General features: G+C 64.8%; 22 protein-coding genes and 1 tRNA gene. 11 read left to right on the forward strand and 12 right to left on the reverse strand.

The window, feature by feature from the left end:
• Position 1 precedes the first annotated feature (1 nt).
• A complete protein-coding gene (locus H292_RS0112300; RefSeq protein ID WP_020111613.1) occupies positions 2-871 on the forward strand; it encodes an alpha/beta fold hydrolase in 870 nt (289 codons plus the stop codon).
• 11 nt (positions 872-882) lie between these two features.
• On the opposite strand, the gene H292_RS0112305 is transcribed toward H292_RS0112300, so the two are convergent.
• A complete protein-coding gene (locus tag H292_RS0112305; RefSeq protein ID WP_231383829.1) occupies positions 883-1209 on the reverse strand; it encodes an ArsR/SmtB family transcription factor in 327 nt (108 codons plus the stop codon).
• A 16-nt stretch (positions 1210-1225) separates the two neighbouring features.
• On the opposite strand from H292_RS0112305, the gene H292_RS0112310 reads away from it, so the two are divergent.
• Both H292_RS0112310 and H292_RS0112315 read left to right on the forward strand, forming a co-directional pair.
• A complete protein-coding gene (locus tag H292_RS0112310) occupies positions 1226-1696 on the forward strand; it encodes an SRPBCC family protein (protein WP_020111615.1) in 471 nt (156 codons plus the stop codon).
• A 19-nt stretch (positions 1697-1715) separates the two neighbouring features.
• Complete coding sequence (locus tag H292_RS0112315) at positions 1716-2081, forward strand: RidA family protein (protein WP_019667458.1); 366 nt, start codon at positions 1716-1718, stop codon at positions 2079-2081.
• A gap of 79 nt (positions 2082-2160) precedes the next feature.
• Here the strand turns inward: H292_RS0112315 and H292_RS0112320 are convergent, their stop codons facing one another.
• The gene (locus H292_RS0112320; RefSeq protein WP_019667459.1) at positions 2161-2787 is read right to left on the reverse strand and encodes a dihydrofolate reductase family protein; all 627 of its coding nucleotides are present in this window, start codon (positions 2785-2787) and stop codon (positions 2161-2163) included.
• Between the two features lie 299 nt (positions 2788-3086).
• On the opposite strand from H292_RS0112320, the gene H292_RS0112335 reads away from it, so the two are divergent.
• From H292_RS0112335 to H292_RS0112355, 5 genes are read left to right on the forward strand one after another with little or no spacing between them, the layout of a single operon-like run.
• On the forward strand, positions 3087-3185 hold the full coding sequence (locus tag H292_RS0112335) for a potassium-transporting ATPase subunit F (protein ID WP_019667462.1): 99 nt from the start codon (positions 3087-3089) through the stop codon (positions 3183-3185).
• Between the two features lie 5 nt (positions 3186-3190).
• A complete protein-coding gene (gene kdpA, locus H292_RS0112340) occupies positions 3191-4945 on the forward strand; it encodes a potassium-transporting ATPase subunit KdpA (protein ID WP_020111616.1) in 1755 nt (584 codons plus the stop codon).
• Positions 4942-7050 (forward strand): potassium-transporting ATPase subunit KdpB, encoded by a 2109-nt coding sequence (gene kdpB / locus H292_RS0112345; protein WP_020111617.1) that lies wholly within the window; start codon positions 4942-4944, stop codon positions 7048-7050. The genes kdpA and kdpB overlap by 4 nt, the downstream gene beginning before the upstream one ends.
• 1 nt (position 7051) lies before the next feature.
• Positions 7052-7684, forward strand: a complete 633-nt coding sequence (locus H292_RS0112350; RefSeq protein WP_020111618.1) for a potassium-transporting ATPase subunit C — start codon at positions 7052-7054, stop codon at positions 7682-7684.
• Entirely contained in the window at positions 7684-10182 is a 2499-nt protein-coding gene (locus H292_RS0112355) for a sensor histidine kinase (RefSeq protein ID WP_020111619.1), read from the forward strand. The genes H292_RS0112350 and H292_RS0112355 overlap by 1 nt, the downstream gene beginning before the upstream one ends.
• 23 nt (positions 10183-10205) lie before the next feature.
• Here the strand turns inward: H292_RS0112355 and H292_RS0112360 are convergent, their stop codons facing one another.
• Positions 10206-10562 (reverse strand): putative quinol monooxygenase, encoded by a 357-nt coding sequence (locus H292_RS0112360; protein WP_231383830.1) that lies wholly within the window; start codon positions 10560-10562, stop codon positions 10206-10208.
• Between the two features lie 164 nt (positions 10563-10726).
• Between H292_RS0112360 and H292_RS0112365 the strand changes: the two genes are divergently transcribed.
• On the forward strand, positions 10727-11719 hold the full coding sequence (locus tag H292_RS0112365) for an AraC family transcriptional regulator (protein WP_020111621.1): 993 nt from the start codon (positions 10727-10729) through the stop codon (positions 11717-11719).
• On the opposite strand, the gene H292_RS0112370 is transcribed toward H292_RS0112365, so the two are convergent.
• The gene (locus H292_RS0112370) at positions 11720-12610 is read right to left on the reverse strand and encodes an alpha/beta fold hydrolase (RefSeq protein ID WP_020111622.1); all 891 of its coding nucleotides are present in this window, start codon (positions 12608-12610) and stop codon (positions 11720-11722) included.
• 19 nt (positions 12611-12629) lie between these two features.
• Positions 12630-13235 (reverse strand): TetR/AcrR family transcriptional regulator, encoded by a 606-nt coding sequence (locus H292_RS0112375; RefSeq protein WP_231383831.1) that lies wholly within the window; start codon positions 13233-13235, stop codon positions 12630-12632.
• Positions 13236-13344: 109 nt separating this feature from the next.
• On the opposite strand from H292_RS0112375, the gene H292_RS0112380 reads away from it, so the two are divergent.
• Positions 13345-14286 (forward strand): alpha/beta fold hydrolase, encoded by a 942-nt coding sequence (locus H292_RS0112380; protein ID WP_020111624.1) that lies wholly within the window; start codon positions 13345-13347, stop codon positions 14284-14286.
• Positions 14287-14305: 19 nt separating this feature from the next.
• On the opposite strand, the gene H292_RS0112385 is transcribed toward H292_RS0112380, so the two are convergent.
• Together H292_RS0112385 and H292_RS0112390 are read right to left on the reverse strand one after the other, a co-directional pair.
• Positions 14306-14863, reverse strand: a complete 558-nt coding sequence (locus H292_RS0112385; RefSeq protein WP_037188411.1) for a CbrC family protein — start codon at positions 14861-14863, stop codon at positions 14306-14308.
• Between the two features lie 145 nt (positions 14864-15008).
• Positions 15009-15081: transfer RNA gene (locus tag H292_RS0112390), tRNA-Asn, on the reverse strand.
• Between the two features lie 139 nt (positions 15082-15220).
• Between H292_RS0112390 and H292_RS0112395 the strand changes: the two genes are divergently transcribed.
• Positions 15221-15469, forward strand: a complete 249-nt coding sequence (locus H292_RS0112395) for a hypothetical protein (protein WP_020111626.1) — start codon at positions 15221-15223, stop codon at positions 15467-15469.
• Here H292_RS0112395 and dnaG read toward each other — a convergent pair.
• Genes dnaG through H292_RS0112420 form a run of 5 tightly spaced genes read right to left on the reverse strand, consistent with a single transcriptional unit; the run spans position 15466 to position 21202 of the window.
• Positions 15466-17388, reverse strand: a complete 1923-nt coding sequence (dnaG, locus tag H292_RS0112400) for a DNA primase (RefSeq protein WP_019667474.1) — start codon at positions 17386-17388, stop codon at positions 15466-15468. The genes H292_RS0112395 and dnaG overlap by 4 nt on opposite strands.
• Before the next feature lie 42 nt (positions 17389-17430).
• Positions 17431-18708, reverse strand: a complete 1278-nt coding sequence (locus H292_RS0112405) for a deoxyguanosinetriphosphate triphosphohydrolase (protein WP_020111627.1) — start codon at positions 18706-18708, stop codon at positions 17431-17433.
• Complete coding sequence (locus H292_RS0112410) at positions 18705-19424, reverse strand: YdcF family protein (protein WP_019667476.1); 720 nt, start codon at positions 19422-19424, stop codon at positions 18705-18707. Before H292_RS0112410 ends, H292_RS0112405 begins: the two co-directional genes overlap by 4 nt.
• A 54-nt stretch (positions 19425-19478) precedes the next feature.
• The gene (locus H292_RS0112415; RefSeq protein WP_019667477.1) at positions 19479-20087 is read right to left on the reverse strand and encodes a response regulator transcription factor; all 609 of its coding nucleotides are present in this window, start codon (positions 20085-20087) and stop codon (positions 19479-19481) included.
• Positions 20084-21202 (reverse strand): sensor histidine kinase, encoded by a 1119-nt coding sequence (locus tag H292_RS0112420; RefSeq protein ID WP_230594135.1) that lies wholly within the window; start codon positions 21200-21202, stop codon positions 20084-20086. The genes H292_RS0112415 and H292_RS0112420 overlap by 4 nt, the downstream gene beginning before the upstream one ends.
• Between the last annotated feature and the right edge of the window lie 12 nt (positions 21203-21214).

The following is a 21214-nucleotide window of genomic DNA, read 5'->3' on the forward strand; positions in this document are numbered from 1 at the left end:
GATGCCACCCCTGCTGGCAGGTAGGGCGAACCCCCACCAGCGCGCAGGGTATCTGGCGGCCAGCCGCGACGACATCGTCGGCCCGGGAGACGAGAGTTTCGTTAGGAACACACCGTTCTCTCGTCTTCCGGAAGGCACCATCATGGCCAGCACTCCCACGGTTGTACTGATTCACGGCGCTTTCGCAGATGCGTCGAGCTGGACACCGGTCACACGACGGTTGATCGACAAGGGCTACCGCGTTCTCGTGCCCGCGGTGCCGAACCGCAGCCTCCTCGGAGACTCCGCGTACATCCGATCCATCGTCGAGTCGATCGAGGGACCCGTCCTCCTGGCCGGGCACTCGTACGGCGGCGCTGTCATCACGGTGGCGGGCGCCGCAGACAACGTCGTCGGCCTGGTCTACGTGTCGGGTTACGCCCTCGAGGAGGGTGAATCTCTCGGTGAGCTGCAGGGGAGGTTCCCCGACTCCGACCTCGCTGCCAATCTCGTCTACACACCCTTCCCCGTCGCGGGCTCCGAGGACGGTACCGACGTCTCGGTGAAGATCGACTCGTTTCACGAGGTCTTCGCCGCCGGCATTCCGCCGGAGACTGCCGAAGTACTCGCAGTGTCTCAACGACCCTTGGCAGCAGCGGCATTCGGTGAAGCGGCGCCCGTCGCAGCGTGGAAGACCAAGCCGGGCTGGGGAATCGTGAGCAGCAACGACCGCACCATCAACCCCGATGTGGAGCGTTTCGGTTACGAACGTGCGGGGCTGCGCTCCGTCGTCGAGATCGGTGCACCTCACCTGGTCATGATTGCCGAGCCGGCCGCGGTCGTGTCCGTCATCGAGGAGGCACTGGCCGCCGTCACCGCGCCTGTGGTCTGACCCCGGCTCGGTCACGACTCGTCGAGGCGCCCCAGCAGGTCGACGGCGGCGCGGGTGTACTCCCCTATCCACCGGTCCGAGATTCGCTTGATCGGCAGCGGCGCCAATGCGAGGTGGCGCTCGCGGCCGATCTTGCGACCGGTCACGAGTTCGGCGGATTCGAGGACTCGCAGGTGCTGCAGCGCTGTCGTCCGGTCGATGTCGGGAAACAGCGCACACAGTTCGCCCGTGCTACGGGGAGCTTCTTTCAGGGCGTCCAGCATGCGTCGACGTAGCGGCGATGCAAGCGCTTTGAACACGCGGTCGTCGTCGTCACCCTTGTGCCCGGAAGCCATCATGTTGTAAAAATACAACATGTCCGAGAATCTGACCGAACTGTCCTTCACCGTGTCGGGACGAATTTCCCGACCCGTCGCCGATGTCTACGAGGCCGTCGCCGACCCCGAGCAGCTGTCGAGGTACTTCACCACCGGAGGTGCACACGGGCGGCTCGACGCGGGCACCGAGGTGACCTGGGATTTCCACGACTTTCCCGGCGCGTTCCCCGTTCAGGTGATCGACGCCGATCCACCCAACCGGATCGTGATCAGGTGGGACGGCGAAGGTACGTCCTCCGACGACGGGAGCACCACGACGACCTTCGAGTTCGAGCCGCTCGATGACGACACCAGGACACTCGTGACGATCACCGAGTCCTCGTGGAGGCCGACGCCTGCCGGTGCGAAGAGCGCGTTCGGCAACTGCCAGGGCTGGACGGGAATGCTCGCTGCCCTCAAGGTGTGGGTGGAGCACGGAATCAACCTGCGCGACGGGTTCTACAAGTAGAGCAGCATAATTGGGCCCCATGAGCCAAAGACAGAACATCTCGTCCGGGTCCGAGTGGGAACCCAAGATCGGGTACAGCCGCGCAGTCCGGATCGGCAACCACATTGCGGTGTCCGGCACCACCGGTCAGGGAGCAACCGCGGCCGAGCAGGCCCGAGCCGCACTCGAGACCATCGAACGCGCGCTCGTGGAGGCGGGTGGTTCGCTGCAGGACGTCATCCGCACCCGCATCTACCTGACCGATGTGTCGCTGTGGCAGGAAGTCGCCGCAGTCCACGGCGAGATCTTCGCCTCGATTCGTCCGGCGTCGACGCTTCTCGGAGTCGGCGCACTCATCGACGAAGCACTGTTCGTGGAGATCGAAGCCGACGCGATCGTGTCCTGACACCACCCCGACTCCGAGCCCGCGCAGGGTGTCCCGGTAGAAGTCCGGGGCACCCTGACGTGCATCCGGGCCTTCCGAATCACTGCCGCTCGGCGGACATGTCGCCTGTCTGCGGCGTGCCGTCGAGTCGCCCGTACTGGAGGTAGGTGACGCCGTTGTCCGTGGCCTCCGGCGGAGCCAGCAACTCGAGGTTGGTGGGGACCGCACCACCGTCGAACACCTTCTTGCCCACTCCGAGAACTATGGGATACAGCCACAGATCGATGCGGTCGAAGAGCTTCTCGCGCACCAGCGTCTGCACGAAGTTCAGGCTCCCGACGACCTTGATGTCCTGGTGCCGATTCTTGATCTCCCCTATCGCCGACGCCAGGTCGGAGCCCAGGTGCGTGGCACCGTTCCACGACAGATCGGGCGTGCCGCGCGACGCCACGTACTTGGGGACGCGGTTGAACAATGTCGCGATCGAATCGTCCTGACCACCTTCCTGGTGCGGCCAGTACGCGGCGAAGATGTCGTACGTTCGACGCCCGAGCAGTAACGCGTCGGTTCCCTCGTACGCAGCCTGCACCTGAGCTCCGGTGAGTTCGTGCATGAGAGGTGCTTGCCATCCTCCGAAGGGAAACCCGGTGGGATCCTCTTCGGGGCCTCCCGGCGCTTGAGCCACGAGGTCGAGCGTTGCGAACAGTTCCAGCCGTATCGTGCCCATGTTCTTTCTCCTTCGAGGTCGTCTGCAGTACCGACCGTCGTGTCGCTCGAAATTCATCGCTGCCGTCTTGTTCGCGTCAGAACTCGGTTCGGTCCCGTAAAGGATCCGTAAGGATCCGTTCCGCGGCGCACACACGGCAGTAGACATGCAGTCGACCGGCAGGCACTGGGCCGCCGGAACGCTACGAAAAAGAGGGCGAAGAAATTCATGGCTGATCTCGGCTACCTCGTGGTCATGGCCGGCGGATTCGGTGTGTGCGCATTGATCCTGAAGGCCATCGCCTCGAACGGGGTGTCCAAATGACACTCGACGGCGCAATCAGCGTGATCCTGCTGGTGATCGCGGCCGCAACGATCGTGTACCTGTTCGTTGCACTCGTCGATCCCGAAAGGTTCTGACGGCGATGAACTCTGCTCTGGCTTCTGCCCTTCAGATCGGCGTCGTGGCAGTCGTACTCGCGGCCGCCTACGTCCCGCTGGGCGACTACATGGCGAAAGTGTTCGCGCACGACAGCGACCGAGCACCGGACGTCGCCTCCGCCTCGGGTGGGACGGCGACCGTGGTGCGGTCACCGGCGATGGCGGACCTCCGCGTCGAGACCTGGATCTACCGGTTGTGTCGGATCGATTCACGGTCGCAGCAGACCTGGATCGGGTACTCGTTGTCCGTTCTGGGATTCTCGATTGCGAGTGCGTTCTTTCTCTATGTGCTGCAACGAGTTCAGGGCGTGCTCCCGCTGAACGGTGGCCTACCCGGCGTCAGTCCCTCGGTTGCGTTCAACACGGCGATATCGTTCGTGGCCAACACGAACTGGCAGTCCTACGTGCCGGAGACGACGATGTCGAACTTCACTCAGCCCGTAGGACTTGCCGTGCAGAACTTCGTGTCGGCGGCCGTCGGGCTTTCGGTGGCCATCGCAGTTGTCCGTGGATTCGTCCGCGTACGCACGGGCGGTGAACTCGGCAACTTCTGGGTCGACCTCGTACGCGGTTCACTTCGCATCCTGCTCCCTTTGTCCTTCGTAGTCGCCCTGATCCTGTTGACCCAGGGCGTTGTGCAGTCCTTCGCCAGCAGTTTCGCGTCCACCGGACTCGACGGGTCGACGGCCGGTAATGCGCTGGCTCCTGCCGCATCGCAGGAAGCCATCAAGGAGCTCGGTACCAACGGTGGCGGCATCTTCGCCGCCAACTCGGCGCATCCGTTCGAGAATCCGACGCCGTTGTCCAACGTCGTACAGATCATCTCCATCTTGCTCGTCCCGGTGGCATTGACCCGGACGTTCGGAACCATGGTCGGCGATCGAAAGCAAGGCCTGACACTGCTCGCCGTGGTGACAGTTCTCTTCGGCGCCCTGCTCGCGGTGACCGCTGCTGCAGAATCGGGCGCACGCGGTGTGGCTGCCCGAGCCGCGGGAGTGATGCTCGAAGGCAAGGAAGTTCGTTTCGGCATCCCTGGATCCACGTTGTTCGCCGTGGCGACCACCGGTACGTCCACCGGCGCGGTCAATTCCGCACACGACAGCATGTCCCCACTGGGCGGCGGTGCGGTGCTACTGAACATGCTGCTGGGTGAAATCGCCCCGGGCGGTGTGGGAACCGGCTTGTACGGCCTACTCGTCCTCGCCGTCATCGCAGTCTTCGTCGGCGGTCTGCTCGTCGGCCGAACACCCGAGTATCTCGGTAAGAAGATCGGCCAACGCCAGATAACCCTCGCCGCACTGTCGGTGCTCGTCATGCCCGCGTTGATTCTCACCGGTACGGCGATCACCGTGATCCTGTCGTCCACCACCGGTTTTCAGGGCAACGCCGGTGAACCGGGCACTCCCGGCTCCATCCACGGTTTCACGGAGGTGCTCTACGCGTTCGCCTCCACTGCCAACAACAACGGCAGCGCTTTCGGTGGGCTCACCGTCACGAGCGACTGGTTCCAGACATCGCTCGGCGTCGCGATGCTGCTCGGTCGCTTCCTCCCGATCATTTTCGTCCTGGCACTCGCCGGATCACTCGTCACCCAGCGGCGCAGCGCACCGAATCCTGGAACCCTGCCCACCACCGGTCCGTTGTTCTCGGTCCTGGTACTGGGAACCGTGGTTCTCGTTGCGGCACTGACATTCTTCCCGGCCCTCGCTCTGGGCCCGATAGCAGAGGCATTGCAATGACCATCACCACCTCCCCGCTCCTCGCAGACGAATCCGACGTCGACGAGTCACCGTCACCGGTCAGGTCGGGATATTTCAGTCCACGTCAGCTGTGGACTTCACTGCCGAACGCCGCGGCCAAACTCGATCCCCGGCATCTCGCACGCAACCCCGTGATGTTCGTCGTCTTCGTCGGATCGGTGGTCTGCACGGTCCTCGCCGTGCTGTCCCCGTCGGTGTTCGCGTGGCTCGTCGCGGCATGGTTGTGGTTCACCCTCCTGTTCGCGAACCTCGCCGAGTCCGTCGCCGAGGGGCGCGGAAAAGCACAGGCCGCCAGCCTGAGAGCCGTCAAACGTGACACCGTCGCCAAGCGTCGGGCAACCGACGGAAGCATCGAGGAAGTTCCGGGTACGGACCTGCGCGTCGGGGATCACGTGGTCGTCTCCGCAGGAGAGGTCATCCCAGGCGACGGCGACGTCATCGAGGGAATCGCGACGGTCGACGAGTCCGCCATCACCGGCGAATCCGCACCCGTAGTACGTGAATCGGGCGGCGACCGGTCCGCGGTCACCGGTGGCACCACAGTTCTCTCGGATCGTATCGTCGTCGAGATCACGTCCGCGCAGGGCGAGACGTTCGTGGATCGGATGATCGCTCTCGTCGAGGGCGCCTCGAGGCAGAAGACCCCGAACGAGATCGCGCTCGACATCCTGCTGGCGTCCCTGACGATCATCTTCCTTCTCGCCGTCGTCGCGATCGGCCCCATGGGCGCGTACGCGGGTGAGGCGCAGGATCCCGTCAAACTGATCGCGCTGCTCGTCTGCCTGATCCCGACGACCATCGGCGCCCTGCTGTCGGCAATCGGGATTGCCGGGATGGACCGGTTGGTCCAGCGCAACGTGCTGGCCATGTCCGGGCGCGCCGTCGAGGCAGCAGGCGACATAGACACTCTGTTGATGGACAAGACCGGCACGATCACCTACGGAAACCGCCGCGCCACCGGGCTCCATCCGATTCCAGGCGTCACGGCCGACGAATTGGCTGCGGCCGCCCGGTTGTCCTCCCTCGCGGACGGAACGCCGGAGGGGCGCAGCATCGTGGATCTGTGCGCGCTCGATTTCGGATTGCCCCTGCACCCGACCGAATCGGAGAAGTCAGCGGAGTTCGTCCCGTTCACCGCACAGACGCGAATGAGCGGAATCGACCTGGACGGCACTCGAATCCGCAAGGGGGCAGCGGATTCCGTCCTCGCGTGGGTCGACTCCCAGGTGCGTGGAAATGTAGGCCCTGGCCTACATTTCCACGCACAGGAGACCGTCACCTCGATCGCGGAGATGGGCGGCACTCCCCTGGTCGTCGCCTCCGCCGGACAGGACGACTCGGCGCGTGTCCTCGGTGTGATCGAGTTGTCGGATGTGGTCAAGCCTCGAATCGCGGAACGTTTCGCGCAACTACGCGCAATGGGAATCCGCACGGTCATGGTCACCGGCGACAACCCGAAGACCGCCAAAGCAATTGCCGCACAGGCCGGGGTGGACGACTTCCTGGCCGAGGCCACCCCCGAGGACAAGCTGGAACTGATTCGCCGAGAACAGCAGGGTGGTCGTCTCGTGGCCATGACGGGTGACGGGACCAACGACGCTCCTGCCTTGGCGCAGGCGGACGTCGGCGTCGCCATGAACACCGGCACATCGGCCGCGAAAGAAGCCGGCAACATGGTCGATCTCGACTCCGATCCCACGAAACTCATCGAGGTCGTCGAGATCGGAAAACAGCTGCTGATCACGCGGGGAGCGCTGACGACCTTCTCGCTCGCCAACGATCTCGCGAAGTACTTCGCCATCCTGCCGGCACTGTTCAGCGTGGTGTATCCGCAACTCGGCACGCTGAACATCATGGGGCTGGCAACGCCGGAATCGGCCATTCTGTCGGCGGTGATCTTCAATGCACTCGTCATCATCGGGTTGATCCCCCTGTCGCTGAAGGGCGTTCGTTACGTGCCGTCCAACGCGGGGACGTTGCTTCGGCGGAATCTTCTCGTCTACGGAGTCGGTGGTGTGATCACCCCGTTCATCGGTATCTGGCTCATCGATCTCGTCGTTCGTTTCATCCCAGGGATAGGCTGACATGCGCTTCGTTCAAAGGTTCTTCGGTCAGATCCTCGCCGGACTCGCCGTCCTGTTGACACTCACGGTGATTCTGGGCGTCGGGTACCCGGCCGCGGTGTGGGCGGTGAGCAGGCTCGGATCGGACTCCGCGGAAGGGTCGCCGTTGACCGACAGCACCGGCTGCGTGGTCGGCAGCAGCTTGATCGGCGTGGACCCTCAGGTCGAGGACGGCATGCCGGATCCGTTCTTCCACACCCGGGTCACCGGATCGGTGGCCGACGAGGACGCGTTCGCACCGGGTGATCCCGCCGCCGCACTTCCCTCGAACCAGGGACCGAGCAGCGAGACGCTTGCCGATTTCGTCGAGCAGCGACGCGTGCAGGTCGCCGAACGTGAGAACGTCGACCCGGATCAGGTTCCGGCCGACGCAGTGACCGGATCCGGATCCGGCATCGATCCACACATCAGCCCCGCCTACGCGGCAATCCAGATCGCCCGAGTCGCGGAGGTGAACGGGCTGAGTCAGGACACGGTGAGGTCGCTCGTCGACGAGTACACCTCGGGACGCCAACTCGGTTTCCTCGGCAACGAGCGAGTCGACGTGCCGGAGCTCAACGTCGCGGTGGGTCTGACCGCCCCCGGCTGCAGCTGATGTCCCCCGACGCCCGCGGTGAACTGCGCATCTATCTGGGCGCCGCTCCTGGCGTCGGGAAGACCTTCGCGATGCTCGGCGAAGCGCATCGCAGGAAGGAACGCGGATGCGATGTCGTTGCGGCCGTGGTGGAAACCCACGGCCGCGCGCGCACCGCAGCCCTGCTCGAGGGAATCGAGATGGTCCCGATGCGCACCGTGGACTATCGCGGTAGCAAAGCGCTGGACATCGACGTCGACGCCGTCATCGCGCGTGGACCTGGTCTGGTCCTCGTCGATGAGCTCGCGCACACCAACACCCCCGGCAGCCGAAACGGCAAACGCTGGATGGATGTCGAGGACTTGCTTGCCGCCGGGATCGATGTGGTGTCGACTCTCAACGTCCAACATCTCGAGAGTCTCAACGACGTCGTCGAACACATCACCGGCGTCCCGCAGCGCGAGACCGTCCCCGATTCGGTGGTCCGAGCCGCGGATCAGATCGAACTGGTGGACGTCACTCCCGAAGCACTGCGACGCCGCCTGTCGCACGGGAACATCTACGCCGCCGACAAGATCGACGCAGCACTGAGCAACTACTTTCGGCAGGGCAACCTCACTGCGCTGCGGGAACTCGCCCTTCTGTGGATTGCCGATCAGGTCGATGCGGCCCTGGCCAAATATCGAACGGCACACCGGATAACCGAGACGTGGGAGGCGCGCGAGCGGGTCGTCGTGTCGGTCACCGGTGGACCCGAATCGGAGACGCTGGTGCGTCGGGCGCGGCGTATCGCATCGAAGTCGTCCGCGGATCTGATGGTGCTGCACGTCATTCGAGGCGATGGGCTCAGCGGAGTGTCGGCGCCGCAGATGGGTAAGGTCCGCGCACTGGCCGAGCGTCTCGGAGCCAGCATGCACAGTGTCGTCGGCGACGATGTTCCTGTCACCCTGCTGGAGTTCGCCCGCGGCGTGAACGCAACCCAGTTGGTGATCGGAACGTCGAGACGCTCTCGGTGGGCCCGCATTCTCGACGAGGGTATCGGTGCTGCCGTGATCCAGAAGTCGGGGAAGATCGACGTCCACATGGTCACGCACGACGAGGTCAGCCGCGGGTGGCGTCTGTCCCGACTGATCAGACCCGATCCGACGCACCGGCGGATTATCTCCTGGGCGGCAGCCGTCGTCGTCCCGTTCCTGTCGGCGCTGGCGATGCTGCTCGTGGACCCCTATCTCGACCTCGGCGGCGAGAGTGCCTTGTTCTTCATGGTGGTTCTTGCAGTCGCATTGCTCGGTGGAGTTGCCGCAGCGGCGCTGTCGGCACTGATAGCCGGGTTGCTTCTCAATTTTTTCTTCGCCGACCCCCGCTACAGTTTCACCATCGCCGAACCGGACAATTTCGTCACGACGGTGGTGCTGCTGATCATGGCCGTCGCCGTCGCCTTCCTGGTCGATGTCGCCGCGCGCCGTGCCGCGCGGGCGAAACGTGCATCTCAGGAGGCCGAGCTGTTGACACTGTTCGCAGGCACGGTTCTGCGCGGCGGCGACCTGCACGCCTTGCTGGAGCGAGTCCGTGAAACCTATTCGCAGCGTGCAGTATCGATCATTCGACGGTCGGGCGACGTCGTCGAATCCGTCGGTAGCGACGCGCCCATCGACGCCCCCTCGGCCGACACCGCGATCGAGACGCCGGACGCCGATTTCGCGTTGCTGTTGGCCGGATCGAAAACCGGTGCACACGATCGACGAGTACTCGCAGCGGTCGCGAACCAGGCGGCGGGACTCATCCGTCAAGCCGAACTGGCCGAGGAAGCGAGCACAGCATCGGTTGTGGCGGAGGGTGACCGCTTGCGGCGGGCCCTCCTGTCATCCGTCAGCCACGACCTTCGAACTCCCCTCGCCGCTGTCAAGGCGTCGGTCTCCAGCCTGCGCAGCACCGACGTCGAATTCTCCGCCGACGACACCGCTGAGTTGCTCGCGACGATCGACGAGTCCACCGACACGTTGACCGCTCTCGTCGGGAACCTGCTCGATTCGTCTCGCCTCGCCGCCGGTGTCGTTCGGCCCACGCTGTCGACCGTTCGGGTCGAGGACGCGGTGCGAGCAGCGTGCGACTCCACTACGCGAGGCACACCCGACCTCGTCGTCGACGTCGGTGACACCAACGTCGCGGCCGACCCGATTCTGCTCGAACGGGTACTGGCCAATCTCGTCGACAACGCAGCCAGGCACGCCGCCGACACCACGATCCGGATCGGCGCCGCAACCGTCGGCGACCGCACGATCATCACTGTCGCCGACTGTGGCCCGGGGATCACGCTCGGCTCGAAAGACGCTGTCTTCGAGCCGTTTCAGCGCCTCGGCGACACCGACAACACCACCGGCATCGGCCTCGGACTGTCCGTGGTCCGCGGTTTCGTCGACGCGATGGGCGGTTCGGTCTCGGTGTCGGACACCCCCGGCGGCGGTGTCACGATGACGGTGGAGCTGGCGTCGTCCATCTCACCGACATCCGACACCTGATCAGCCCGAGTTGGCGGTGCGGCTCAGTCGCTCAACGGCCGGAGCCATTCGGCCTCGAGGTCGCCCTCGACGAATTCGGGGAGCGCACCGAAATAGGCTTGCATGAACGGTTGCTGGAGGTGGCGGGCGATATCTGCCCCGGTCGACCATCGCTCGTAGAACGCGAACGCACCCGGCTGCGCCGGCGTGGTGTGCACCGAGTACTGCTCGTATCCTTGTTCGGCGCGTACGGCGGGAACGATCGAACGGATGAGGCGTGCGAGTGCCTCTTCTTTTCCTGCCTTGGCGCGAGCGAAACCGTACACCGCGACAGGCGTGGTCGAATTCAGTACGTCGTTGGGAACGAGGCCATCGGGAACCGTGTTGTCGTGTGTGCTCATCAGACTTCTCTCATCCAGGTCGCGGGCTGTGTGCTCGCGGCTGTGATCCACGCTAGAACCGCAACGACGACGCATCCATGGCTGAAACTCCCCGAAAAATACCCGAATGAACCATTCGAACAATCGTTATGAGCATTTCGGTGGACCGTTGCTAGTCTCGACAGGTGGATGTTCTCTCCGAGATGTTGTCGGTCTCGTCGGTACGGGGCAGTGCAGGCGCTCGGATCACCGCCGCAGGCGAATGGGGTGTGGAGTGGGCGGGAGACCGTGATGCCGTCGTGTATGCAGTCACCGCCGGGATCGCTTACCTGATCGTCGACGGTGACACACCCCGCATGTTGATGCCTGGCGACGTCGTAGTGCTCGCCCAGGGCTCGGGTCACACGCTCGCCAGTGCACCGTCGGCTCCGGTGCACTCCTGCGACAATGCGGCCGCGGTCGATGCCAGGCTCCGCGGCGCGGCCCTCGCGCTCGGGGACGGCGGCGCTCGGACCCACATCCTCGGAGCCTCGTACAGTTACGATTTCGCGGCTCCCGTTCCCGTTTTCGCGGTTCTACCTCCCGTACTTCATCTCTCTGCGCCGCAACTCGACGCGAGTGCGTCCGATATCGTCACCATCCTCGGCAGGGAGCTTGCCGCACCTGGACCCGCCACGGATCTGTTGCTGGACCGTCTGGTCGACGTCCTCCTGGTGGAAGTCATGCGAGCCTGGCTCTCGACCGACACGGAACTGTCGGCGTCCTGGTGGGGCGTTCTTCGTGACCCGTTGCTCTACTCGGCAGTCAGCAAGATCCACGAGGAGCCCGGCCGTCCGTGGACCACGGAGTCGCTGGCGCGCGAAGTGTCGACGTCGAAACAGACTTTGATGCGGCGATTCGCCGTCTTCACCGGAACCACTCCCGGCAAGTACATCACCGACTGGCGCATGAATCTTGCAGCCCGACGGCTACGCGATACCGACGACTCCCTCGACACGATCGCAACCGATCTCGGGTACGCCAGCGAATTCGCTTTCAGTCGTGCCTTTCGCCGCGAACGACAGATCCCGCCCGGACGATACCGCTCACGATCGCGGGACGTCGGGAGCCGTTCTCGGACGCGACCGTCGTCGACAGCGGAACCGGCGCCGTCCATTGCGCCGACATCCGACACCTGATCAATCCAGGACGGAACGCAGCGCTGCCGCGAATTCGACGGGCCTGCCGGTCTGGCCGAACTCGCCGCCACAGAACCCCTGGTGTCCTCCGGGGAACACGACGGCGTCGCGGCCCAGCAGCGCAGCAACGGCATATCCAGCGCGACCGGCTAATTCACCGTCGACCGGACCGCCGGATTCCTCACCGACGGCGACGACGATGCGGGTACCGGACGCCTTCAACGCGTCTACGTCGGGCGCGAAATCCACAACGCCACCGCGCATGTTGGACATCAACGGGTCGTCGCGCGATCCATCGTCGTCCGTCGGCAGGCCGAACTGCGATGGATCCGGCGCCGGTCGATCGAGGTAGTCATGGTCGACCTCACCGCGGTGCATCACCAGCATGATGAATGCAGCCATCGCGGGGCCGGAGCCCTGCGCGTCGTAGATGGAGACCATGTCCTCGCAGACGGCGCGGATGTGGTCGCGGTCCGGCAGCGTCGCACCGGCCGGTGGTTCGTGTGCGACGAGCGTTCGAACGAGTCCGGGGTGGGCAGCCACGAATGCCAGCGCATTCACTGCTCCCCCACTGGTCGCGAAGACATCGACCGTGTCCGAGCCCAGTTCGAACAGGAGCGCGCGGAGATCGTCCGCGTGCTGAGCGGCTGTCACTGCGGCGGTGTCGTCCTCGCATGTACTGCGACCGGTGTTGCGGGGATCGTAGGTGACCACCACCCTGTCGGTGAAGTGCGACGCCAGGGTTCCGAATCCGCTTGCGTCCATAGGTGAACCGATCAACAGAAGCGGTACCGCGTCTTCGCTCGACGGACCGACGACGTCGTACGTCAGAGTTGCACCGGGCACGGTGAAAGTGTGAGTTGTCATGCTCGTGTCGACCGCGCTGGGCATGAAAACTCATCGCGGCGCCTCACGAGTCGGCTCCGAGCCTGCTGCCGACCATCTCGACGATCTCCGACGCCGCCGACCCCGTGTCGAAGGTGGGGTCCTCCAGGAATTCGTCGACGACCGCGTCGATCATCCCTCCCGCGAGGATCGCCAGTGTGCGCTCGTCCCGTCCCGGTCCCCGGTCGTCACCCCTGGCCTCGGACAACAGTCCCGCAAGGGGACGCCAGCGCTCCTGCCTCTCGTGTCGGGACGCGCCGTTGTTCGCAGCTGCCAGTCCGGCCTGCACCATGGTTCGTGCGTGATCCGGATGATCCGCCAGGTATCCGATCATCGCGCGCACGTATGCCTCGGGGCGTTCCGGTGGCGGCGACGCGTCGACGTGCTCGCCGACGTGTGTGACCAGCGCGGTCAGAACATGCTGATATGCGGCCGTGAGCACCGCATCCTTGGTGTTGAAGTGGTACACCACCGTGCCCTTGACGACCCCCGCGGCATCGGCGATCCGCGCCAACGACGCGGCGGCATATCCGTGTTCGGCGACCAGTGAGACAGCTGCGGCGATGATCTGCGCACGCCGTTCGCGCTCGATTCTGGTCGGTCCATCGGCCCCTGACATACGCGCAGACATGACGTAAGGTTACCGACATCGACCAATTTTTGACCATAAGGTCAAGAAATGAAAGGTAGTCATGGACGATCCATCGCCAACCCGCCCCAGGAGAAGGCGTCGAGCATGGGTGATCGCGGCACTCGTCGTGGCGGTAACGGTGACCGCGGGCGCATTCGCCCTCCGCACCCCCAGCCCCGTCGGTCATTGGAACTCCAAGGACAAGCACGAGAAGTTCGTGGACGATTACCAACGCGCCTGGGAGGACATGCCGACGCCTGACCGAACCCTCGACGTACGAACGGAATTCGGATTCGTTCGTGTCTACCGCTTCGACGGCACCGGACCGACCAGGACGGAGCACCCGTTCGTGCTGCTTCCCGGTAGATCGTCACCCAGCCCTATCTGGGCCACGAACATGCCCTCGCTGCTCGCACTCGGTGACGTGTACGCACTGGACCTGCTGGGCGAACCGGGAATGAGTGTGCAAGAGGTCCCGATCGAGAACGACGACGACAACGCGGCCTGGCTCGACCAGACTCTCGAACAACTCCCCGAGGACGAATTCAACCTACTGGGCCTGTCCATCGGCGGATGGGCCGCGACCAACCTGGCAACCCATTACCCCGACCGTGTTGCCTCCCTGATGCTGATCGACCCGGCGTACACGTTCGCCACCATCCCGCTCGGGACGGCGGTTCGAGCCATCCCGGCATCTGTCTCGTGGCTACCCAAGTCCTGGCGGGATTCGTTCGCCTCGTACACAGCCGGCGGCGCACCTGTCGAGGACAACGCCGTGGCTCGGATGATCGAAACCGCCATGAGCGCCTACTCGATCAAGCTGCCGCAACCGTCGCTGATCCCCGAGAGCGACCTGGAAGGCCTCCGAATGCCTGTCCTCGCGGTACTCGCCGGACGATCGGTCATGCACGACGCGTCCGACGCCGAGGAGGTCGCTCGACGTGCACTCGGCAACGGCACCGTCGTCGTCTACCCGGAGGCGTCGCACGCCGTCGACTCCGAGGAGGCCGACCGAATCGCCGACGAGATCAGCCGATTCCTCTCGTCCTGAACCTGTATCCGGCACTGCCTCAACAGGAGTCGACATGCAGCCGGTGTGCACCGCAGGTCAAGCACTGGAACAGGTAGCCCGACAGATCACCTTCGACTTCCAGATACTTCCTCACGACGACGGGCTCGAAACCGGTTCCACCGTCGACATCGGCGGCGAAGTCCTTCTCGTGCAGATACACGACGAGTTCGTCCGCGCCTACGTATCCGACGAATGCGCAGGGCCTGCCACAGTGGGACCGCCATTGCTCCTGCTGCCACGAGGGGTACGACGGCGTTCGGTCGGACACCTCACGGGCCTCGTCGACATCGACGCTGATCACACCATCCGGCGACGGCGGCACGCCGTCGATACCGATCCAGTCGTTGAACTCACCGTCGAACTTTCGGGCCGCCGAACCGTCGGCGATACACCATGGACAGAGAAACTCGACCTTCGCAACGGAGTAGAACGAACCCTGGTACTTCAGGTCACTCGGTCGACCGCACGCATCGCACTCCCCCTGCGTCTCCTCGAAGAACCCGAGTTCGTACGCGCGCGGATTGAACCGAAAGACGGGCGGGCGGTCGCGGTTCACGTCCTCGATGATGACATCCACAACCCGCGACGAAATTCACCCACCTGTTGTGCGTTGCGCAGGTCTGCGCACGCACAACAGGTGGGTGAATGTGCGCCCTCGACAGCAGAAAACCCCCACCCAGGGACTGGATGGGGGTCTCGAGCTCCCCCGGCTGGACTCGAACCAGCAACCGTCCGATTAACAGTCGGAAGCTCTGCCAATTGAGCTACAGGGGATTACTCAGTGGCTTCGCACTCTCGTGCGGGCCGAGAGAAACAATAGCGCACACCCCCATGGGAGTACCAAATCGCCCTGCTCGGGCCCCGTCAGGCAGGATGGTGGGACGCGTGCACAACACTGATCTAAGGACTTGTGATGATTCGTTTGGTTCTGGCTGCTGGGGCGGCGTACGTGCTCGGAGCCAAGGCTGGTCGTGGTCGCTACGAGCAGATTCGTAAGACGGCTTCCGCCGTGGCGGGTAGCCCGGCGACCAAGAAGGTCATCGAGGTCAGCAGGCAGAAGCTGTCGGATTCGCTGAACACGCAGCCGAAGCTCGAGCCGATGAAGCCCATCGACGACGAGACGCAGCTCTACATCCCCCAGGATCAGCTGCGTAAGCGTTAGCCGGCTGCGGAGTCGTCCTCGACGTTGCCGATGGCCTGTTCGAGCAGGCTTCGTCGGTACTGTTCGAGGGCAATGACGTCGCCGAGGAGCGCGTAGTACTCGTCCTGGTTGTCCTGCGGTGACATGCGCTGCATCTTGGATTTGAGCTCGGCGACCTGCTCCCCCACCCAGACTTCCTGTAGACGAGCCAGTACCCCGCCGATGTATCGCGTGAGCGCGATGTCCGCCACCGGGATGTGCTCGACCGCGAGCTCCATCACGAGCGATTTCACGACCGCAGTTTCGGTCCGCTTGGCGACGGCGTCGACCCATTCCCCTCCGCCGAGGCCTGCGGCGGTCCCCCCTGCGGCGGTCACCGCTGCGCTGACGGCGGCGTAGGCGGGGTGAGTGAAGGTCTCGGGAGGCAGTGAGTCGAAGACCGACCCGGCGATCGCCGGGTTCTGCAGTGCGGACTTCAACGCCTCACGCTGAGGCCACAGGGACGGATCCTTGGGGTGTGGACGCGTCGGGCCGGCCGGCACCTCCGCCGGGGGCGCCTGGCGCTTGTCGAACGGTGTGCGTTTCTTCGTGTCTCCGCGTGCGCCCTTCTTGGCTTCGTCTCGAACCCGTGCGAGAACCATCGCGGTGTCGTCCCAACCGGTCCAGCCGGCGAGTTGGCGCGCGTATTCGTCGCGCAGCGATGCGTCCTTGATCCGCGCGACGACGGGGACGGTTCTGCGCAGCGCTTCGACCCGACCTTCGGGTGTGTCCAGATCATGTTCACGCAGAAGGGATTTCACGACGAAGGCGAACATCGGGGTGCGGCGTGCAACGAGGTCACGTACGGCGGGGTCGCCGGATTTCTGCCTCAGCTCGCAGGGATCCATGCCCTCGGGCGCGATGGCAACGAAGGTCTGTCCGGCAATTTTCTGATCACCCTCGAAAGCCTTCATCGCGGCCGCCTGGCCTGCGTCGTCGCCGTCGAAGGTGTAGATGACCTCGCCGCGGAAGTAGCTGTCGTCCATCATGAGTCGACGCAGCATCGCCAGGTGGTCCTCACCGAAGGCGGTGCCGCACGAGGCGACGGCGGTCTTGACGCCTGCCAGGTGCATGGCCATGACGTCGGTGTATCCCTCGACGATGACGGCCTGATGCGATTTGGCGATGTCCTTGCGTGCCATGTCGAGCCCGAACAGCACCTGAGACTTCTTGTACAGCATGGTTTCCGGCGTGTTGATGTACTTGCCGGGCATGGTGTCGTCGTCGAACAGTTTCCTGGCGCCGAAGCCGATGGTGTCGCCGCTCTGACTGCGAATCGGCCACACCAACCGTCGCCGAAACCTGTCGATGGGTGTTCCGCGCTTACCGGGTGTCGCCAGGCCCGCGTCGATGATCTCCTTGGCTTCGAAGCCGCTGGACAGCAGGTGCTTGGTCAGGGTGTCCCAGCCGTCGGGCGCGTATCCGCAGCCGTACGCCAGCGCGGCTTGGCCGTCGAAGTTGCGCTCGGTCAGGTAGTCCCGAGCGGCCTGGGCGTCGGGTTCACGCAGACGCGCGGCGTAGAACTCCTGGGCCGCCGAGTTGGCTGCGATCAACCGCGCTCGGGTGCCCCGGTCACGTTGAACCGATGGCCCTCCGCCCTCGTAGGTGATCGAGTAGTTCAGCCGGTCGGCGAGTTGCTCGACGGCTTCGACGAAGGAGATGTGCTCGATCTTCTGGAGGAAGGAGTAGGCGTCACCTCCCTCACCGCAGCCGAAGCAGTGGAAATGCCCGTGGTTGGGTCGGACGTGGAACGACGGAGATTTCTCGTCGTGGAAGGGGCACAGGCCCTTCATCGAGTCGCCGCCCGCGCGCTTGAGAGAGACGTAGTCACCGACGACGTCTTCGATCCGTGTGCGTTCGCGAATGGCGGCGATGTCACGTTCAGGAATTCGGCCGGCCACGAAGGGCAGTCTAGTCCTGTCCCACGACTCCGACGAAGCGGATCAGCCCCAGCTGGCCTGAGCTCCGAGGCTGCGCTTGTCGATCAGTTCGAGGCGGCTTTCGGTGTACGACGCGATCTGGTCCACCACGACTCGGGTGCGCTCGGCATCGGACTGCGCGCGGTTCCAGGCGGGGACGAAAATAGGGTCCAGCTCACCCGGCCCGGATCGTTCGACCCATTCGGCGACGCGGTGAATGCGGTCGCGTTGGCGTGCCTGCCGCACTTTGTGGCTCGCGTCGGACATCACGTAGCGCAAGGCCATCGTCTTCAGCAGAGCGACCTCGGACGCAACGATCGGCGGGATGACCAAGTCCGCGTCGTACCGGGACAGGGGTTCGGTTCCCCATTTCTGACGGGTGGCGTCGATGGCGGCGGTGGCGAATCGCCCGACCAGCTCGCTGGTCAGATGCTTCAACGCGACCGACGCGGCGAGGGTGCCGTCGAATTCACCGACAGCGAGGACCACCGGCATGCGGGACAGGCGTTCGGCTGCTTCGACGAGCTCGTTCTGGTCGAGGCCGCGAAACTCGCGAACACCGAGTTCGGCGAGCTCTCGTTGCTCGGCCCGGTCGCCGAGTGACCGGAGTGCGATGCGGCCGTCGATGACGCCGTCTTCGACGTCGTGGACCGAGTAGGCGACGTCGTCGGCCCAGTCCATGGATTGGGCTTCGAGGCATTTGCGACGGTCGGGTGCGCCGTCGCGTACCCAGTCCAGGATGGCGGAATCGTCATCGTAGGCACCGAATTTCGCGCCGGGCGACGGGCGCAACCAGGGATACTTGATGGCGGCGTCGAGCGATGCGCGGGTGAGATTGAGCCCGACGCTGGTGCCGTCGGAATCGAGGATCTTGGGCTCGATTCCGGTGAGGATGCGCAGGTTCTGCGCGTTGCCCTCGAACCCGCCGCAGTTCGCGGCGACCTCGTCGAGCGCTTTCTCGCCGTTGTGCCCGTAGGGCGGGTGCCCGATGTCGTGGGCGAGACCGGCGAGGTCGACGAGGTCGGGGTCTGCGCCGAGTCCTTCCCCGATGCTGCGACCGATCTGTGCGACCTCGAGTGAATGTGTGAGCCTGGTGCGCGGAGTGTCGCCGTCGCGCGGCCCGGTCACCTGTGTCTTGTCGGCGAGCCTGCGCAATGCCGCGCAGTGCAGCACACGTGCTCGGTCGCGCGCGAACTGACTGCGATGCGACGCGTTTTCCTGCCCGCTGTCCAGCCCGGCGGTCTTGGGTGCTTCGGTGACGAATCGTTCGATGTCGTGGTCGGTGTAGTCGCTCACTGTCATTGCCCTGCCGTGTAGGAGAAGTCCGCGGTGAAGTGCGTCAGCTGATACCACAGCAACGCACCGGTCTCACGCGCGATTCCGTGGGCCTGGGACTCGCGGGTGTACACGGCCGGGCCGGTGCGGGTGGGCGATGTCCACGCTTCGAGTCCAGCGTCGCGGGCCATGGTGCGCGTGCGCAACGAATGCCACGGATCGCTCACCAGCACGACGGACGACTTACCCTGTGCGCGAAGCGTTTCGCTGACCGCCTCGATGCTTTCCAGCGTGTCCGAGCCCTGTTCGACGGCAATGATCTTGTCCGCCGGCACTCCCTGATCGATGAGGTAGTTACGGCCGGACGCAGCCTCCGTGTAGAGGTCGCCTTCTTGCTTCCCGCCGACGGTCACTATTTCCGGTGCGACCCCTTCTTCGTACAACGCGGCTGCCTGTGACAATCGAGCCTCGAACACGCTCGACGGAGTGCCCGAGTACTGCGCTGCGCCGAGCACCACGATCGCCTGTGCAGGCGTGTGGTCGTCGATCCGGGCCACCTGCCAGACCCGCACCGCGGTGCCGCCGACGACGACGAGTCCCATCAGAACTACGCCGACGACGAGCCTCGTCGTCCAGCGACCGAGCGTGCCGAAGAACCCGAGCCGCGCGGGTTCGGGCTCGGTGTATTCGTACGTCTCCCCGTAGGGATCGCCGTACGGATCGCGGTCGACAGTCGAGTTCACTCCTCGAGTTTGCCAGCCCGACCCGCGAGAAGGCGCCTGGGCACGCGGGGCGGCCTACAACCATCCCCGTTCCCGCGCGACTCGGATTGCCTCGGCTCGCGTCGTCGTACCCGTTTTTCCGATTGCCGCGGACAGGTGATTCCGTACCGTCCCTTCCGACAGATGGAGCGCAGCGGCGACTCGACCTGCGGTTCCTCCCTCGGCAGCAGCACGGAGAACTTCCTGCTCACGTGCCGTCAGCGGGGACACTCCGTCGGTCAACGTCTCGGTTGCGAGAGTGGGATCGACCACCCGCAGGCCCATGTGAACGCGCCGGACGGCGTCGGCGAGTTGGCGCGCCGGGGTGTCCTTGACGACGAATCCATCGGCACCCGCGTCGATGGCGCGTCGCAGATATCCGGGCCGGCCGAATGTGGTGACGATCATCACTCGGCAACCGGGGTAGTGCTTTCTCAGTTCTGCAGTCGCTGCGATGCCGTCGAGGCCGGGCATCTCGACGTCCAGCAGTGCGACGTCCGGGCGATGCTCCACGGCCGCCGCAACCACCTCGTCGCCGCGCCCGACTTCCGCGACGACCTCCAGATCGGATTCCAAGTCCAGCAGCGCCGCCAAGGCGCCTCGGACGAGAGCCTGATCGTCTGCCAACAGCAACCGGATACTCATGCCGCCACCACTTCCACCCGGAATCCACCCGCAGCTGACTTCCCCACGCTCAACGAGCCGTTCGACGCCTTCACGCGCTCGGCGAGCCCTCGCAGGCCGTGTCCGTCGTCCGAGATCCTTCCGGACGTGCCGACGCCGTCGTCGGAGATCTCGATGCGACCGGGTTCGACGACCACCGTGCACTGCCGGGCCCCACTGTGCCGGATCACGTTGGTGACCGCTTCGCGCACAGTCCACCCGAACAGTTCACGGTTGCGGAGAGGGACCACGTCGGCATCGGTGGGAAACACGGCGTCGATCCCCGCCGCGTCGAGAGCCGACCGCGCCGACGCGAGTTCCGTTGCGACGTCGACCGTGCGCATGGCCCCGACGGTGGAACGGACATCGCCGAGTGCTTCCCGAGCGAGAGCTTCCACCTCGGCGATCTCGACGGCCGCCCGGGCAGGATCGATCTCGACGAGCCGCCCGGCGAGTTCTGCTTTCACCGTGATGACGGTCAGCGAGTGCCCGAGAATGTCGTGGACATCGCGGCTCACTCGTTCACGCTCGGCGACGACGGCGAGGTCGGCGAGCTGTTGCCGTGCCTCGGCGAGTTCATGGTTGCGCTTGAAGACCTGAGTGATTCCCCAGGCCGCAACTGCGCTGATCACGAGCTGAAATGCGAAGAAGGAACCGGGATCCCAGGACGAAACGATGCGGGGCAGAAGTTCGACGACGGCGACCAGTGCGATGACAACCGCCCACGCCTGACGGGTGGACAACGTCATCATGGCGAGAACCGCCATGTAGATGGTCGCGCCGAACGCCTGACTTCCGATGAGTACCGCGAGGAACAGCGTCAGTGCCGCCATGCCGGCCAGGCTCGCCCAAGCCCATCCACGGGCGAGCGCAGGTCCTTCCCGTCGCGCAGTGCGAAATGCCCAGAACGTGACGACGAACAGGGCACCGAACGCGACGACGGCGGTCACGCCCGCCACTTTCCCGGCCAGACTGGGCAGCGCCAGGGACTCCCCCAGCGGGTACGCGAGATAGAACAGCCAGATCATGCCGAAGACCCAGCCGAAACGGAACGTCCGTCCAAGTCCCTCGGAGTCGTCCGTGTCTGACCGGGTCATGGCGAACACGCT

The sequence above is a fragment of the Rhodococcus sp. 114MFTsu3.1 genome (assembly GCF_000383555.1).
GTDB classification, from domain to species: Bacteria; Actinomycetota; Actinomycetes; order Mycobacteriales; family Mycobacteriaceae; genus Rhodococcoides; species Rhodococcoides fascians_E.

Excerpts from the sequence above, each read along its gene's own strand:
- H292_RS0112300 (WP_020111613.1), top strand. The coding sequence starts at position 2 with ATGCCACCCCTGCTGGCAGGTAGGGCGAACCCCCACCAGCGCGCAGGG.
- H292_RS0112305 (WP_231383829.1), bottom strand. The coding sequence starts at position 1,209 with ATGATGGCTTCCGGGCACAAGGGTGACGACGACGACCGCGTGTTCAAA.
- H292_RS0112310 (WP_020111615.1), top strand. The coding sequence starts at position 1,226 with ATGTCCGAGAATCTGACCGAACTGTCCTTCACCGTGTCGGGACGAATT.
- H292_RS0112315 (WP_019667458.1), top strand. The coding sequence starts at position 1,716 with ATGAGCCAAAGACAGAACATCTCGTCCGGGTCCGAGTGGGAACCCAAG.
- H292_RS0112320 (WP_019667459.1), bottom strand. The coding sequence starts at position 2,787 with ATGGGCACGATACGGCTGGAACTGTTCGCAACGCTCGACCTCGTGGCT.
- H292_RS0112335 (WP_019667462.1), top strand. The coding sequence starts at position 3,087 with ATGACACTCGACGGCGCAATCAGCGTGATCCTGCTGGTGATCGCGGCC.
- kdpA (WP_020111616.1), top strand. The coding sequence starts at position 3,191 with ATGAACTCTGCTCTGGCTTCTGCCCTTCAGATCGGCGTCGTGGCAGTC.
- kdpB (WP_020111617.1), top strand. The coding sequence starts at position 4,942 with ATGACCATCACCACCTCCCCGCTCCTCGCAGACGAATCCGACGTCGAC.
- H292_RS0112350 (WP_020111618.1), top strand. The coding sequence starts at position 7,052 with ATGCGCTTCGTTCAAAGGTTCTTCGGTCAGATCCTCGCCGGACTCGCC.
- H292_RS0112355 (WP_020111619.1), top strand. The coding sequence starts at position 7,684 with ATGTCCCCCGACGCCCGCGGTGAACTGCGCATCTATCTGGGCGCCGCT.
- H292_RS0112360 (WP_231383830.1), bottom strand. The coding sequence starts at position 10,562 with ATGAGCACACACGACAACACGGTTCCCGATGGCCTCGTTCCCAACGAC.
- H292_RS0112370 (WP_020111622.1), bottom strand. The coding sequence starts at position 12,610 with ATGCCCAGCGCGGTCGACACGAGCATGACAACTCACACTTTCACCGTG.
- H292_RS0112375 (WP_231383831.1), bottom strand. The coding sequence starts at position 13,235 with ATGTCTGCGCGTATGTCAGGGGCCGATGGACCGACCAGAATCGAGCGC.
- H292_RS0112395 (WP_020111626.1), top strand. The coding sequence starts at position 15,221 with ATGATTCGTTTGGTTCTGGCTGCTGGGGCGGCGTACGTGCTCGGAGCC.
- H292_RS0112405 (WP_020111627.1), bottom strand. The coding sequence starts at position 18,708 with ATGACAGTGAGCGACTACACCGACCACGACATCGAACGATTCGTCACC.
- H292_RS0112415 (WP_019667477.1), bottom strand. The coding sequence starts at position 20,087 with ATGAGTATCCGGTTGCTGTTGGCAGACGATCAGGCTCTCGTCCGAGGC.
- H292_RS0112420 (WP_230594135.1), bottom strand. The coding sequence starts at position 21,202 with ATGACCCGGTCAGACACGGACGACTCCGAGGGACTTGGACGGACGTTC.